Source organism: Butyrivibrio sp. FCS014 (genome assembly GCF_000526935.1).
Lineage (GTDB): Bacteria > Bacillota > Clostridia > Lachnospirales > Lachnospiraceae > Butyrivibrio.
On record NZ_JAHA01000013.1, the window covers coordinates 124,656 to 140,676 of the forward strand.

Genomic DNA, 16,021 nt, shown 5'->3' on the forward strand with positions numbered 1-16,021 from the left:
TGGGAGCAATTAAAACATGCAGACATTGATTGAACAGTACAACGAAATATTCCAGAAGATTTCAGGGCTGAACGGTCAGATATCCGGTTTTGAAGCACAGATTCAGGAACTGGAGAATCTAAGAGACGGCGAGATTCCTGAGCGTATCAAGAATCTTGAAGATCAGCTTACGAAGATCGATGAGTACCAGCTGAAAATAAGCGGGTTTATTCAGCTTGCCGAGGACCACATGACCAGCAAGAATCTGCTGTCCATCGAGGCTCCGGACGGATACAGAGTCAATATCAAGAGGCTCAGGGACTGGGCATCTTTGATCGATCCCCTGGCGGAGGATGATGTCTATGCTCAGAAGGTTTACCTTGTGGCTAACTGCGACCTCAAGTTCCTGGAACAGAAGAAGGCCGAGTTTACAGCAAGGATCCAGGAGCTCAAGGATGACCTGGCCGTAGGGGCGCCTGAGCAGTTAAAAGAGCTGAATCAGAAGATTGACGCTGTCAGGGAGCAGATCAGAGAGTTCCTGGAGAGCGATCAGTTCAGCAGCTTTGCCGATAATGTTCGCAGCGAGAATGAAGCCCACATGTACCAGCAGGCTCCCGAGAAGTATGTGGATCACGACAGCGATCCTGAGCTGTGGATCCCCGGAGCATATGGCACAGCCATCGATGTTGTGGATTCCCAGAGAGAGCACTTAAAGCTCACCCTTGGAAGATTCTACGATGAGAAGAACAGCAAGGTTTATCTTCCCTTGTACAGGATCAAGGCAGATGAAGAATTTGCCATGTCAATTTCCTGTGTTCCTGCAAGAAAGAAAATGAATGAGATGGATGCGGGCATCAGAAACCTGTTGTTCCAGATTATAGACAGATCCCCTGCAGGAAGCAGAAAGATCTATGTTATTGATGCACTTAGGCAAAACTCTGCTCTTATAGGTGGTCTCAGAGGCCTTGAAGGGACTGATGTTCTCGAGCCCGTCCCTAGGAACGAAGAGCAGATGCTTCAGACACTTGAGAATATTGTTGCCGGTTTCAGTGATATAGACGATATGCTTGAGGGCTATGACACGGTTCTTGAATATAATAATGAGATGCCTGCAGAAAAGAGAATGCAGCGCAGTGTTATTGTGGTTGTGGGATGGCCCAAAGAGATAAAGGGAGAGGCAGAAGAGCGTATTAAGAAGATATTCAGTAACTATGAACGTTACGGTATTTCTTTTATCGCTGTAAAGGTTGCTGCAGTTTCAGATAAGAGCAACAATGACGACTCCGGATTCTCTGATTATATCGGCGAGAGCATGATCAATATAAAGATGACCATGAAGGAGACCACTATACAGATTGGTCAGGAGGATGCCCATAGTTTTGCCTGGTATCCGTTCAAATTTAACCTGTCCTCTGACTATTGCACTGCTGTCAGAAATATGTCCAAGGGCAAGGGACAGAAGGTAACTGACTACGCCGAAAGAGGCCTGTTGGATGGCGGAATCAACTATACCAGAGGTAATAAACTTCTCAATCTTCCCTATGGTGTGGATGGAAAAGACAAGCTGCACAGCATTGTTTTCGAGAACGAGAACTTTGCATCATTCCTGATGGGTGCATCAGGTTCAGGTAAGTCTACCTTCCTGCATTCCCTTATAACCGGAATAATAAAGAACTATCATCCGGATGATGTTGAACTGTGGCTGGCTGACTTTAAGATGTCTGAGTTCGCGCAATATATTGACCCTAGACCGCCGCATGTTAAGTACATTTTGTTGGATGAGTCCAAGGAACTTATTTTTGACCTTATTGACAAACTTACCGACAAGATGATGGAACGCCAACGCTACTTTATGAGGAACAGGGAGTACAAGAAGGTCGAGAAAGTTCCTGTGGAAGAGTATATGCCTGTCATCTTTGTTATTCTGGACGAGTTTTCAATCATGTCACAGGCAATCCAGGATAATGAGCAGTATAAGCTTAAGCTCCAGAATCTTCTGGCTAAAGGAAGAGCACTTGGAATCAAGTTTCTGTTTTCCAGCCAGACTTTCACCACAGGCGTGAGAGGGCTTACAGATACGGCTAAAGCTCAGATTCAGATGAGGATTGCCATGAAGGCTGCCAAGGATGAGATTGTTGAGACAATGGAGCTTTCATCGTCGCAGAAGACTGATCAGGTACAGAACTGGATTGATGCGCTTCCTGTATATCACGCACTTATCAAGTACAGGGATAAGTCCGAGGATGGTGAGGACAGAGTCCTTGTAAGAAGGACGACGGTATTGTATTTTGATGACAAAGACAGCCCCGGAGATCCATATAGGAAGCAGCGTGATCTTATAAATGCATGCAATGACATGTTGCGTCCCGTTGACAAATATAATCCTAATGAACTGAATGTTTATGTGGACAAGGATCCAGTTATGGTAGACGGAAACACATACTATGCGTATACCCCTGAGTTCCTGAAGGAAAGAAAGCATGAGTACAGGATTGCAAATAAGCTTGAAGATGATGAGATGCTGGTAGCTTTCGGAAGACCGAGGCTCATGTCAGATATCAGATTTGCTACTGTGACTGCCGAATCACGAGAGAATTTCCTTTTATTCGCACCTGTCGGTGAGCAGATGTGTGCCGCTTCAATTCTGGTGTCAATAATTAAGCAGTTTAAGCAGACGAAAAAGAATGTAGAGATATGGACTTACGCAAGAAGCAGGATTTTCAAGAACTACGCAGAGGTTTTCAAGGCACAGAACTGCGAAGTTGTGGCTGATACGTATTCTATTAGCAAAAGAATCTGGGAACTGAAAAAAGATATTCTAGCCAAGAAATCTGAAGATAAATTGATCGTACTTCTGGGAATGGAGAGAATATGCGGAGATTTTGGCTATGATGACGGTGGCGCTGCTTCTTCTGCTTCAACAGAGCTGACGGATTCTGATTTGAATGAGCTTTTCCATCCAGAGGGACAGGATGTAGACATGTCTACCCTGGACGAAGAAGACTGGAAGAATACTCGCTATTCAGACAAGATAATGGAATATGAAGCAAAATGCAGACAGGATAATCCGAACCTTACAGATGACGAAGTGAACCAGCTTCTTCAAGAAGCCGATGACCGCATTTACAATGAAGTGATTGAAGAATGGGATAATATGTCTAAGGGTATAAGCGCTCCATCAGCAGAGGTAAAGGCTGAGGATGCCGCTGCAGAATCAACTTCAGCTAATACAGCAAAAGCAGTTGAAAGCGAAGATAAGCCTAAAGAAGACGAGATGCCAGAGAAGTACAATGCAATGAATGACTTCAAGGAAATCCTTATGAAGGGAAGCCGTTACGGATACCATTTTGCATTGTATCTCAGCAATTTTGCTGATCTAAAGGCTACATCGTTCTCATTGGACTACTTCAGACATAGACTCTCGTTCCAACTTAACCCGGATGATTCGTGGCAATTGTTTAATTCCAAAGTAGCAGCGTCGCTTCCCGAACATGTTTGTCAGTACTACGATACGCTTGAGGGCTTCTCCTTCAGGCCATATCTGCATCAGGGAATTGACTGGGATGGATGGGGAATATCCGAAGACGGTGAAATTATAAGCCCGATGGCATAAAGGAGAGAACATGGGGATGATAAATATTGAGACATATGATGAGGCGGTGAGATTGCTTCGGTATTATGCGTATGAAGTAAGCAGATTATGCGCTGACATGCGCGATATAGTCAGAGATGGTCAAGAATTGATAGATTCATCTGGTGATAGCCACCTGATCAAATGTGAAGAATCAATTAGTAGAGAATTATCCATAGTTGATGATGCCTGCGAAGAATTGCATAGAATCAGCGCGATAATTTTTGATGAAGGCTGCCGGATTAAGGAAGCTGCTGCGTTGATGGGGGTGCAGGAGAATAGGGAGAAGATTATTAAATGAGAAGGATAACCGTTAGCGAGGAAGGTGTATCAGTACTCAGGGATGAGAGCAAAAGGCTTAGCGAGGATCTGGCAGGTATAAGGAATGAAACTGAGAAGCTGAGTGAATTTGCTAATGAAAATAGAGATAATCTGGGACCTCATGGAGCAGAAATAGCGGGTTGTCTTGAGCAAATTAAACGCGCAATGGATAAATGCGAGGAACCTGCAGGGGCAATAAGCAGCACAATGGAACTCCTTGCAGATGAATTTGAACAAATACTAAACTAAGGATTTTGAAAAATAATAAAGGAGGAAATTATAATGCAGGTAGCAGATGAACAAAGTTATGAAGAGGTTATACACAGCTTACAGTCATATATCGGCGAAGTTGCCCGGTCAGCCGGCGATATGAGAAGTGCGGGAACTGATTGCGTAGACAATACGTTGAACGATCCGGCAGCAGTAAAAAGCAACGAAAGATTACAGTCGGCAATAAGCAAGATAGAGTCTGCAGTTGCAGATATAAGAGGAGTTATCAAAGATTTGCAGGACGAGCTTGAGGAAATCAGAGAGGCTGCGGAAGCTGCCAATTCAGCAGATTGATAATCAGGAGGTATTATAATGTCAAAATATGCATGTAGTCCGGAAGGTGTTGAACAGTTAAAGGCAGCTGCAGGAAAAATAAAGCAGGGCGCAGACGAAATAAAGACTCAGACGACGACAATGAGATCAATTGCCAGCGGATATTCTGATACTTTAGGCCCTCATAGGACTGAGCTGGAAGAGGCACTTGACGAGATTGCAGGTGCTGTTGCACAGTGTATTGAACCTGCCGAGAATGTGTGCCAGAAGTTAAACAGCGTTGCGCAGAAGTATGAAGGGATTATAGGCAAGAAGCGTTTCCAAAGACAGGGAAACTGATTTCCCCCGGCGCATCAGGCATAAGTGGTTCGGCGGGGGGCGCATCCACCGGTATTGCGTCGGGAGGAGTAATTTCAGGCACCGGGCAGGTTGGCTCCGGCATGGAAGGTATACCCGGGCAGTCTGATCATTCTGCGTTAACGCAGGAAGAAATAGCCCAAACAGTTGTCTCTCATGGAGAGTCAGTAGCAAATGGAATGACTCCCGAGCAGGTAAGCTCTTTTAAAAAATACACAGGTGTTTCTTACGCGAATATAAACGCTGTACTACGAGGGTTAGTAGGAGAATTTGATCCGGGTAACCTTGAGAATGCAATAAACCTACATTCTGTTCTGGAAAAATCGGAATTGCCCTGTGACTGTACTGTTTACAGGGGAGTCTCTGCGAAAGCATTAGGTGAAATGGCAAACTGGCCGGATGATAAACTTGTAGGGAAGGTTTTCTGGGACGCCGGTTTTATGAGCACGTCTCTGGATCGTAACAGTGCTTTTGATGGTGATCTGCTTCTTGAAATACATGCGCCTAAGGGAGCACATGGAACTTATGTAGGACATGTAAGCTCTGCTAAGCACTATGAGAAAGAAGTTCTGTTCGATATTGACAGTAATATGGTAATTGACTCGGTAAGGCGTGATGAAATGGGAAGACGAGTAATTACTGTAAGAATGATTTAAGCAGGTGAAACATATGGCTGATAAGTTTGTCTATCAGGAAGAAGGGGAATTTAAAGTCCTTTCAAGTCAATGTGAAGCATGCGCATATTATAACAACGGCGAGTATTCACAGAAGTGTCCTTCCGATAATTTAGAGAAGATTAGGGCAAATCAAATGAAGTGTCCCAACAAATCTATAAAGCACAAATGGGATTTGACTAAACCGCAGTAAATGGGGTAAGGCTAATGGCAAAGTATGCATGTAGCAATGAAGGAGTGCAACAACTTCAAACTGCAGCAGGGAAAATAGTCGAGGGCGTTGACAATATAAAAGCAAGAACAAGCACTATGAGTACAGTTGCAGACAATTACACCGAGACTATCGGGCCGCATAAGGAGCAATTGGCGACTGCCCTGATGGAGATTTCCAAAGCGGTAGATCTGTGCACCGAACCGGCTAATCAAATTGCACATAAGCTTCAGGATGTGGCAAAAAAATACGAAGAAACCATATCAAAGAAAAGATTTGGGAGAGGCGGTTCTTCTTCAGGATCTTCTTTTGCAGGATCATCGGGAGGCGGAAGCTCGCAAGCAGCGGCAGGAGTAGCAGCCGGTGTTGCAGCAGGAGCAGCCGGTGTTGCAGCTGTAGGAATAGCAACATCCTCCGCACCGGGAGGCGCTTCCGGTTGGAAGATGATAGAGGGCGCGCACGACCATAAGTCTGATGCGAAAGCGGTAAATCCAAATTATAATTCTTCTGCATTGGAATGGACCAATAACTGCCAGAGATGTGTCCCTGCCTATGAGATGAGACAGCGCGGATATGATGTTAAAGCTACACCTAGGCCAACAGTGCTAAAGAAGAGCTTCTTTACAGGTGAAGTTGAAAAAGTTGTTACTAATGATGACCATCTTTCATGGCATCCTTTTGATGCGTGGATTCCGCCTGATTCGGTTCCCTGTCCCGGTGGAATTGGCGATATAGAAAAGAAAATGAGCGAGTGGGGCGATGGCTCCCGTGCTGAAGTTATGGTCTACTGGCAAGGAGCTCACGGAGGCGGCCATGTATTTGTGGCACAGCAGATAAATGGCATTACTCATTTTATTGATCCCCAATCGGGAGAAGATGGAGTTGGATATTACTTTGATCATTGCATAACAGAGCGTATCTGTATATGCAGGACTGACGATAAGACTCCTTCCAGCTATGTTATGGATTGCTGCGCATAAACAAGGAGACAAATGATGGATTTTGATAAGGCATGCCAGTTGGCGGTTGAATATTATACACAGGAATGGGGATGCAGTACCCTCAGTGAGATCAAGGATCTGGGTGAAAAATGGATTTTCTATCCCACTGATGAAGAGTCGGCATTCGCCAATTTCCATATAACAATACGCAAAGACAATGGAAAGCCCGAGCCTTTCATTCTTCCTTCACGGGAAAACTTTGAACTTCTGGCGAAGGCAAAAGTAGTTGATGTCCCTGAAGCCTACAGGTCTAAAGGAGAATGATGGTTTGACCAAATTCAAAGAAAAACTCAGCATCTTTATAGCTAAGCACCCGGGACGCACAGTATTGATTGCCATCTTGGCATTCAATATTGTGTTTTTCCTTTTGGCGTCTGCCCTCATCAGCAGCCTGTCCCTTAGCGGCACGGAGCAGATGGGCTTCCTGGAGGCGGCATTTTGTACCATCACCATGATACTGGATGCCGGCTGCATCTCTTTTGTTGTGTCGGACATTGGTAAGTCAGGGGTTGCAATCACTCTGGCCTGCCTGGCGATCATCATCATTGGAATGATCTCCTTCACCGGCGCTGTCATCGGTTATATCACCAACTACATTTCAGGTTTCATAGAGAACGCCAACGCAGGTAACAGGCGGCTTATCGCCTCCGACCACATCGTCATCCTCAACTGGAACACCAGGGCATCGGAGATCATTAACGACCTTATGTACTGCGTCAAGAAGCAGGTGGTTGTGGTACTGGTCAAGAACCGCAAAGAGGATGTGGAAAAAGAGATAGCGGAGAGACTGACAGACACGATAAACCGCGAGAATGATGCACTGGCCAAATACAACAAGACCTTTGCCAAAAACTTCGAGCAAAGGATCACCGTTATTGTCAGAGAGGGAGACGTATTCTCCTCCAAGCAGCTTCGCGACATATCTCTGGAAAAGGCAAGAACAGTCATCATCCTGGGCGATGAGTACAATGAGACTTCCTGCGCATATCAGAAGCAGGAGCAGATGAATGAGTTCGGCAAGGGCAATTCCCAGACGGTAAAGACCCTTATGCAGGTAGCAGACATAACTGCCTCCGAGAGCTCTTTTGACGATCAGAAAGTAATCGTGGAGATCACCGATGACTGGACTTGGGAGATCGTGTCCAGGATCAGGGATTATAAACAAATAAACGAAAAGTGCAACATCGTTCCCGTGAGAGTTAACAAGGTACTGGGGCAGCTCCTGTCTCAGTTCTCCATCATGCCTGAACTCAACATGGTTTACAGAGAGCTTCTGTCCAACAAAGGCATGTCCTTCTTCTACAAAGAGGCGGTCAAAAAAGACAGCGATATGATCCGGGAGTATCTGGATGGCCATTCCAGGGCGATTCCCCTTTCCTTCATGGAGGAGAACGGCAGATTCCTGGGATATTATGCGGCTTTGCGCGAGGAGGATATCGACGTTGCAGCAGATGCGAAGGATTCTGATATCAAGGTTGATATCAACGGCGATTTCAGGATGGATCACAAGCACGTTATTATCCTTGGCCATAACAAGAAGATACATGATATTATGGACGGCTTTGCGGCCTTCAGGACTGAGTGGGGAGATGTTATAGATATCCTTGTGATCGACGACGGGAAGAGTCTCGAGCGCATGGATTATTACAAAGAATACAGTTTCGTAAACAAGACCGTGGCAGCAGACATTTTTGACAGGGAACTTATTTGCGATACCATCAATGCTTATGTCGGGGAGCACACTGGAGACACCAGTATTCTGATCCTTTCCGATGACTCTGTATCGGGAGATGAGACGGATTCCAAAGCACTGGCAAATCTTGTTTACGTGCAGGACATCATTCTTAAAAAGAAGAAGGAAAACCCGGACTTCGATGAGAACACAATGGATATGATCGTGGAGATCATCGATCCCAAGCACCATGATATTGTCAGCAGCTACAGTGTAAACAACGTGGTTATCAGTAACAGGTATATCAGTAAGATGATCACTCAGATAGGCGAGAAGGATTACCTTTTCGATTTCTATAAGGATATTCTGACCTACGATACAGACACGGCGGAAGGCTTTGAGAGCAAAGAGGTCTACGCCAAGAGAGTATCCAGGTTCTTTAATAAGGTGCCCGGCAAGTGCACTGCCCGCCAGCTGATAAAGGCCGTATATACAGCTTCTGTTGAGGGAAAAGAAAAGGCTAATCCCACTATTGTTCTGGGATACATCAACAAGAAGAACGGCATGAAGTTGTTCAGAGGCAACCAGGACAACATTGAAGTGGAGCTTCAGCCGGACGATCTGCTGATCGTTTTCAGCAACCACTGAATATCTAACAGCTACTTGATTTTGGAGATGTGAAAGTATGACAAGTATTTATGCCGGCCACGGCTGGGGAAGAGAACTCATAGGTGAATGCGACGGCGATACCATCTATACCTGTCACGGCTGGAGTAAAGACCGGGTAGGCGTCTATTCCGACGGAGATGTATACAGAGGCCACGGCTGGAGCAAGGATTATATAGGCGGCTATAAGACCGGCGACGTATATTCCGGTCATGGCTGGGGAAAAGAGTATATTGGCTCTTATAGAAACGGCACCATATATAAAGGCCTTGGCATGAGCGCAGAACAGATCGGAGAGTACGACGGCCCCGATGACGGCGCGGCGGCAGCAGCTCTTTTGCTGGGGCTGCTTGGTTAATCGTATTAAAGTCGAAGGAGAAGACGGGCATGAAGAGCATATTCCTTGGAGAGAGTGGTTTCTTTATAGAGACTGCGAATGCTACCCTTGTTTTCGACTGGACACAGGGACAGCTTCCCAGGATCAGACGGGATAAGCCGGTATATTTTTTCATAAGTCATATTCATTCGGATCATTGCAGCTCTAAGGCCTTTAAGAAGGCCGAAGGGCTTTCTGAAGTTGAGATTTACATGGGCTACGACAACAGCAGCCCCAATGTTAATAAATTCCTTGGGGGTCTTCCCGGAAGTGTTTCAAGCCATCTTCATCTTGTAGACGGCGTTAATAAGCTTAAATCCGAGGATGGGCTCCTTTCTATAGAGACCCTGAAGTCCACGGACCTTGGAGTTGCATTTCTGGTGGAGGTAGATGAGGAAGTCATCTTTCATGCCGGGGATCTGTATCTCAAGCAGACCATGAACAAGAAGGAGTATCGGAAGTGGCAGGCGGATATGATGATCAACCATCCACTGACTCCTGTCATGGACTATGAGTCCCAGTTTATTCACCACAACAATGAATTTTTTACTTACACAGAGCCTTTGATAGGCAGGATCATAGATTTTGGAATGATTCCACTGGACCCAAGGGTGGAGGGCGTGGCCCACAAGACCCTGATGCGGTACCTTGACATTGCTACCTTCAGGTCCTGGTCCCCTATGAACCTGCGCGGAAAATATGAGTTTGTTGAGAGATTCTGCAGAGAATTCCCTGAGCTTGTGCCGGATATGAAGAGCTTTTCGGAGCCGGGAGGGTACGAGCCCGATGTTGAAACTGCGCCGAAGCCCGAGGCTGCATCTGGGCCTGCAGCTAAAGATGCGGGAAAAGAGCCGGCGAAGCCCGAACCGGAACCCAAGCCCGCACCTGAAGAGCAGCCTGCAAAAGAGCCTTCACCTGAAGCCAAGCAGGAAAAAGAGCCTGATGCTGCACCAAAGCAAGAGGCCCCGCAGGAGGAATCCATCCCTGCCCATGAGTCCGAGGAGCCGGGAGGCTATTCAGGAGGAATCAGGCATCTTGAGACCTTTGATGCCTGGGGACCTAAGGACAGAGCGACCTTCACCTGGACCAGCAGAGCGAAGTTTATCACCTTAAATTCCATTACCGATAATCCCAGGATCGGTGACGAGCGAAACTTCGTCAGGGTCAGGGATCTTAATAAGAAAGACATGAAGCTCTGTGACAAGGTGGAGCTTGAGCCCGGCGGCCTCTATGAAGTGGCTGTCTGGTTTTTCAATGACGCAGACCCCAACAGTCCGGAGAGCAGCACCTATGTTGCAAGGGATGTGAAACTCAGGATCAATCAGGACCGCAGGGTGCCAAGGGGATATACCAGCGAGATATTCGGAATGGTCAGTGCGTCAAATTCCACTCCCAGAAGAGTCTGGGACAAGGCCTACATGCATTCCAATTTTGATGCGGTCATAAATTTTGTTGAACGCTCCGCAGTTATACACAGTAACGGTGTGTGCAACGGAATGGTTTTAAGTTTTGACGAACTGCAGGGAGACGGAGCACTGCTTGGATACTCCCGGCTGAAGATGGGTGAATTGCCCCCCGGTGGCTCTTTTGCCGGATTTGTTACATACAGATTTACTGTTACTAAAGCTTAAGGGAGGATAAAAGTTTGCGCCATATAATACAGACCCTGTCCAGCTATGATGCTCTGATAGATATCATCTCCTGCGTGTTCACGGTACTTGCCCTTGTATTCACACTGTATTTCTGGCTGCTGGATCACCTGAGCGAAGATGAATCCAAGTTTATAGAAGGCAAGGAGAAATTCCTCAAGGAGCTAAAAGAGTGCCTTGATACCATCAGCGATAATAAGGATCCGGAAGTTCTTTTGCCCATTGTTCAAAAGGTGAACAACAAGCTGGAAGTGATCCTCAACTACAGATTCTGGGTTCGCAGCAAGAAGAAAGAGGATTACAAAAAGATAAATGTCTTCTACGCGGACAGCAAGTATCTTATCAGCACTATAAGGCGCTATGTGGAAGCAAAGGAAGATCAGGGCAGTAATGCAGCTGTGGAAAGCAGGGAAATGAAGAGCGGGTCTCTTGTGAGGATCCCGGTCCTTGGTGAAGAGGATCTGGAGGACATCCAGTCTGATTACCGCAACGGACTTATGTATATCATCGATTTTATTGAGAGCTGGAATTAACGGGAGGATACCATGTCAGATACAACTGCGATCATTATAATAACTCTGTATATGCTGGCCATCGTATTCGGAACCCATTTTATCAGGACCTTTGCCTTTAACAGATATGAGGCGGTGACTTTTGAATGTTCATCCATCACTACGCTGATCTCCATACTTCTGATCTGGAAATACGGGGCCAGGCCCTGGCTTATCGTGCTGTTTGCGGGAATGCTCCTTCTTTTTATCATCGATGCCATGTCTCAGTGGCATTTCTATATGGTACTTCAGGATGTGATTAAAAAAGCTTTTTCGGCTAGGGCAGATTATTTAGAGCGAAACGGCGTTGACGGTTCCGTCAACGAGACGCTGCTGACCATGGCTTCGGTAGCCATCATGCCATCGTTTTCCAGATTCATCGAGGAGTCAAAGCTTTTTAACAACCAGGGTGGTTTCATCGGCCTTATCAAATCGATCATGAAGAGACAGCGCTTCCAGAAAAAGAAATATCAAATGAGGGAGAGCTTTGCAGAGAATGTCAATCTCATCGGTCCCTGCAAGCCGGAGATTGATGATATGATGTATGACGAAACCCATGTGGTTCCCGGGGCGATACACGCAAACGACCTTGCGCTGGATTATCCCGACGAGAAAAAGGGTCTCTTTGCCTTTGATGCAACAGGCTTTGGGGCATTGATAATCGTATATGCCGTGCTGGTGTACGGCCTGGTAACAGGAGCTTCCTTTGGACCTGCTAAAGAAGCTACATTTGGAGGAACAGCTCTTTTGCTGGTGGCGTCAGTACTTGTCACGATCCTTAGCCACGTGCTCCGACACTTTGCCTTCGCCAGATATGAACTGGTGAGCTATGAATTCTCTTTTGCCGCGCTGGTAATAACTTCTTTTCATATAATCCACGGGCTTGTGACAGGTGAGAATATTACCGCATTAAGCTACTGTATTTTTGCTGTGACACTGGTTGTCTTTCTTGGACTGTCCTTTGCCAACAGGCGCCTTGATAAAGCGCTTCACGAGAAGATCAACAAGCAGTACGAAGAGATCTTTTACAAGATTCCTCTTGAGACTGAGACCAACCGCGCCAAGAGGCGATTCCTCAACAACCTGAAATACATCTGCGAGTGGGCAGTTGTGCCTTTCCCGGGCAGCGAAAAGCGTTTTGAAATGTTTTCAAAGCTGATGTTCACTCAGAAGATGAGAGACTTTGAGAACATCAATAAAAGAAAGATTGATATGCCACAGAAGGCTGCGGGTCTGATAGACAGGATAGTTCCTGAGTACGACAGTGAGGTCACCGTTGATGATTTCTGTCTTCCCGGGGAACGCCTTGCAGGATTCAAGAGAGTTACCGGAGCCATCGGGATCCTTGAATATGCAGCTCTTTTCCTGTGCATTGCACTTGGCATGCTGTAATATGGAATGAATCAAAAACACAAGATCATAAAAATAATAGGTATCATCGCGGCAGTATGTACCCTGTTTGTGCTTGGAGGCTTTATGGCGTACAACGCAGAAGTTAGCAGCTATTTCGACAACAGCATAAAGGCCTTCACCGTTCCGGACATCGACAACGGCTACATTCCCCAGGGAATAGCCTATGATCCCGCTTCTGACAGCATTTTCCTCACGGGGTATATGGGCAACGGATCGGAATCTCCGATCTACATCATGGATAGGAAGACCGGGGATCGGGTTAAGAAGATCAGGATGCAGGACGAGGCGGGCCAAAAATTCAATGGTCACTCCGGAGGGCTTTCGGTGCTGGGAGACAAGCTGTATGTTGCAGGAAGCACTAAAGCCTGTATGTATGTCTTTTCCCTGAAAGAGCTTTTCGAGGCAGAGGATGGCAGCAGTGTTGCGGCGGAACGGAAAATCGGCCTAAGGACATCAGGCGACTTCATGCGGGTTTCCTTCACTTCCTGTGACGATTCTCTGATCTACGCAGGAGAATTCCACAAGGGAGCGATTTTCTATACCCATGCTTCCCATCTGGTGGAAGGCGAGGGAGTTCGGCAGAAAGCGTATCTTATGGGCTTTTTGACGGACGGCGACAGCGCGGTTCCCGGGAAGGTTTATTCCATCCCCGACAGTATCCAGGGGGCCTGCTTTGACGGGGACTATGTTTATCTGTCTCAGTCCAAAGGCGTTCTTGCAGGAAGGATACTGGCTTATGATCTTAATGACATTCCTCAGTCCGGAACCAAAACCGTTCTGGGAAAAGAAATACCTCTGTACATTCTCTCTGAGAAAAATGCCGCAAAAGTCACCCCGATCCCACCCATGTGCGAGGAACTTGTAACAGCAGACGGAAAACTGTACACGATTTTTGAGGCGGCTTCAAACCGCTATATAATAGGAAAATTCATGGGGCTTAAAAGCGTATATACGACCCCGGTGGAATATTTCAGATAAAATTTAGAGACTCTTTGGAGTCTCTTTTTTTGACCGTCGCTGCCCGTGCCTCGGCAAACTGTTTTACACCCGGGGATTTTTTATTGCTTTTCATATACTTGACATTGGGAAGCAGTAGTGATAATTTAATGATACAGAAGATGTTAGCACTCGATAGAGGTGAGTGCTAACAACCTGATAACAAGCCGCTTCAATGGATTTAACCGGTGAATACAGAGGAAGAGGTGCACATTGGAACTTGATGAGAGAAAACGGATAATACTTCACGCCATAGTTAAGAACTACCTTGAGACCGGAGAGCCGGTGGGCAGCCGTACCATTTCCAAGGATACGGACCTGAACTTAAGCTCCGCCACCATCAGAAACGAGATGGCCGATCTTGAGGAGATGGGACTTATTTTGCAGCCCCACACTTCTGCAGGGCGTATTCCTTCAGACCAGGGCTACCGTGTATACGTAGACGAGATGCTCCGTGACAAGGAAAAAGAAGTTGAGAATATGAAGGAGATGCTCCTTGATAAAGAGGAGAAGCTGGAGAACCTGCTCAAGCAGGTGGCCAAGACTCTGGCGATCGATACCAATTACGCCACGATGATCTCAGCTCCCCAGATCCGCAAGAACAAGCTTAAGTTCATCCAGATCTCCAAGGTGGACAGCGAACATCTTCTGGCTACCATCGTTATAGAAGGCAACGTCATCAAGAACAAGATCATCCCCGTGGAGGAAGTTCTGGACGATGCAACGATGCTCAAGCTGAACATACTGATGAATACAAGACTTGACGGTCTTGCAGTTGAGGACATTAACCTTGGCCTCATCGCCGCTGTCAAACAGGAAGCGGGTATTCACAGTGAGATCATCGGAAACGTGATCGATGCGGCCGCAGAATCCATTACGGCTGATGAAGATCTTCAGATATATACCAGTGGTACCATGAACATCTTCAAGTACCCTGAACTCACGGATTCGGCCAAGGCCAGCGAGCTCATCAGTACTTTTGAAGACACCAGCGATCTTTCCAGTATCGTTGAAGACACGCTCTCCTCAGAAAGCGGAGAGACAGGAATTCAGGTTTACATCGGCAATGAAACTCCGGTTCAGGCCATGAAGGACTGCAGCGTGGTAACGGCAACCTATGAACTCGGTGATGGCATGAAGGGCACGGTAGGCATCATCGGACCGAAGCGTATGGACTACGACAAGGTTATCACTACCCTCAAGAATATGAGACATGCCCTTGATGATCTATATAAAAAGAATTAGCGAAGTAACAGGATTTAAGGAGGCAACAGAAATTGAGCGACATTAAGAAGAAACCCGCTTCCGCACCTAAGTCCGGCAAGGCCGCAGATGAGAAGATCAAGGAAGAAGTCCTTGAGAACATCATGGAAGAGCTGGAAGAGGAAGCGAAGGATAAAGAGGCCAAGAAGGAATCCGAGGCAAAAGAGGCCGCTTCGGAAGCCGACAAGGCTGAAGATGCAAAAGAGGACAAGGAGCCTGCCGAAGAAGAAGCGGCTGAGAAGAAAGGTCTTTTCTCTAAGAAAGAGAAGAAGAACCCTCTGCAGGAGAAGGTTGATGAGCTTAATGACAGAGTTCTTCGCCAGATGGCAGAGTTCGAGAACTTCCGAAACAGAACCGACAAGGAGAAGGCACAGCAGTTTGAAATGGGCCAGGCCAACATCCTTGAGAAGCTCCTTCCGATAGTAGATAATTTCGAGCGAGGCCTTGCAGCCGTTCCCGAGAACGAGAAGGACGGGGCATTCGCAGATGGCATGAACAAGATCTACAAACAGCTGATGAAGCAGCTTGAAGACCTTGGAGTAACCCCGATTGAAGCTGTGGGAAAAGAATTCGATCCAAACTTCCACAATGCAGTAATGCAGGTTGAAAGCAATGAATACGAATCCGGAATTGTGGCACAGGAACTTCAAAAGGGATATATGTTCCACGATACCGTGCTCAGACACAGCATGGTAGGTGTTACACCGTAAAGGCGAGA

The 16,021-nt window shown here is 46.6% G+C and carries 17 protein-coding genes; all 17 read left to right on the forward strand.

Going from position 1 to position 16,021, the window contains the following annotated elements; all coding sequences use genetic code 11:
• The first annotated feature begins 16 nt into the window (after positions 1-16).
• Positions 17-3,592 carry an FtsK/SpoIIIE domain-containing protein gene (locus T456_RS0112190; protein ID WP_024866373.1) on the forward strand — a complete coding sequence of 1,192 codons (3,576 nt, stop codon included), beginning with the start codon at positions 17-19 and terminating at the stop codon, positions 3,590-3,592.
• Positions 3,593-3,608: 16 nt separating this feature from the next.
• Entirely contained in the window at positions 3,609-3,911 is a 303-nt protein-coding gene (locus tag T456_RS0112195; protein WP_155838091.1) for a hypothetical protein, read from the forward strand.
• Complete coding sequence (locus T456_RS0112200; RefSeq protein ID WP_024866375.1) at positions 3,908-4,180, forward strand: hypothetical protein; 273 nt, start codon at positions 3,908-3,910, stop codon at positions 4,178-4,180. Before T456_RS0112195 ends, T456_RS0112200 begins: the two co-directional genes overlap by 4 nt.
• A gap of 33 nt (positions 4,181-4,213) precedes the next feature.
• Positions 4,214-4,495 carry a hypothetical protein gene (locus T456_RS0112205; protein WP_024866376.1) on the forward strand — a complete coding sequence of 94 codons (282 nt, stop codon included), beginning with the start codon at positions 4,214-4,216 and terminating at the stop codon, positions 4,493-4,495.
• Between the two features lie 18 nt (positions 4,496-4,513).
• Positions 4,514-4,813, forward strand: a complete 300-nt coding sequence (locus T456_RS0112210; RefSeq protein WP_024866377.1) for a hypothetical protein — start codon at positions 4,514-4,516, stop codon at positions 4,811-4,813.
• Between the two features lie 101 nt (positions 4,814-4,914).
• Complete coding sequence (locus T456_RS0112215; RefSeq protein WP_024866378.1) at positions 4,915-5,487, forward strand: ADP-ribosyltransferase; 573 nt, start codon at positions 4,915-4,917, stop codon at positions 5,485-5,487.
• 13 nt (positions 5,488-5,500) lie between these two features.
• Positions 5,501-5,698 carry a hypothetical protein gene (locus tag T456_RS0112220; RefSeq protein ID WP_024866379.1) on the forward strand — a complete coding sequence of 66 codons (198 nt, stop codon included), beginning with the start codon at positions 5,501-5,503 and terminating at the stop codon, positions 5,696-5,698.
• A gap of 116 nt (positions 5,699-5,814) precedes the next feature.
• Positions 5,815-6,696: a toxin glutamine deamidase domain-containing protein gene (locus T456_RS0112225; RefSeq protein WP_155838092.1), complete on the forward strand. Its 882-nt coding sequence runs from the start codon at positions 5,815-5,817 to the stop codon at positions 6,694-6,696.
• A 12-nt stretch (positions 6,697-6,708) separates the two neighbouring features.
• Positions 6,709-6,981, forward strand: a complete 273-nt coding sequence (locus T456_RS0112230; RefSeq protein ID WP_155838093.1) for a hypothetical protein — start codon at positions 6,709-6,711, stop codon at positions 6,979-6,981.
• A gap of 4 nt (positions 6,982-6,985) precedes the next feature.
• The gene (locus tag T456_RS0112235; protein ID WP_024866382.1) at positions 6,986-9,037 is read left to right on the forward strand and encodes a hypothetical protein; all 2,052 of its coding nucleotides are present in this window, start codon (positions 6,986-6,988) and stop codon (positions 9,035-9,037) included.
• 37 nt (positions 9,038-9,074) lie between these two features.
• Positions 9,075-9,413 carry a hypothetical protein gene (locus T456_RS0112240; RefSeq protein ID WP_024866383.1) on the forward strand — a complete coding sequence of 113 codons (339 nt, stop codon included), beginning with the start codon at positions 9,075-9,077 and terminating at the stop codon, positions 9,411-9,413.
• Positions 9,414-9,442: 29 nt separating this feature from the next.
• Positions 9,443-11,062 (forward strand): MBL fold metallo-hydrolase, encoded by a 1,620-nt coding sequence (locus tag T456_RS0112245; RefSeq protein WP_024866384.1) that lies wholly within the window; start codon positions 9,443-9,445, stop codon positions 11,060-11,062.
• 14 nt (positions 11,063-11,076) lie between these two features.
• A complete protein-coding gene (locus T456_RS0112250; protein ID WP_024866385.1) occupies positions 11,077-11,613 on the forward strand; it encodes a hypothetical protein in 537 nt (178 codons plus the stop codon).
• 12 nt (positions 11,614-11,625) lie between these two features.
• Positions 11,626-13,023 carry a hypothetical protein gene (locus tag T456_RS0112255; RefSeq protein WP_024866386.1) on the forward strand — a complete coding sequence of 466 codons (1,398 nt, stop codon included), beginning with the start codon at positions 11,626-11,628 and terminating at the stop codon, positions 13,021-13,023.
• A gap of 84 nt (positions 13,024-13,107) precedes the next feature.
• Entirely contained in the window at positions 13,108-14,022 is a 915-nt protein-coding gene (locus T456_RS0112260; protein WP_024866387.1) for a hypothetical protein, read from the forward strand.
• A 231-nt stretch (positions 14,023-14,253) separates the two neighbouring features.
• Positions 14,254-15,285: a heat-inducible transcriptional repressor HrcA gene (hrcA, locus tag T456_RS0112265; RefSeq protein WP_024866388.1), complete on the forward strand. Its 1,032-nt coding sequence runs from the start codon at positions 14,254-14,256 to the stop codon at positions 15,283-15,285.
• 122 nt (positions 15,286-15,407) lie between these two features.
• Positions 15,408-16,013 carry a nucleotide exchange factor GrpE gene (gene grpE, locus T456_RS0112270; RefSeq protein ID WP_051465031.1) on the forward strand — a complete coding sequence of 202 codons (606 nt, stop codon included), beginning with the start codon at positions 15,408-15,410 and terminating at the stop codon, positions 16,011-16,013.
• The last annotated feature ends 8 nt before the right edge of the window (positions 16,014-16,021 follow it).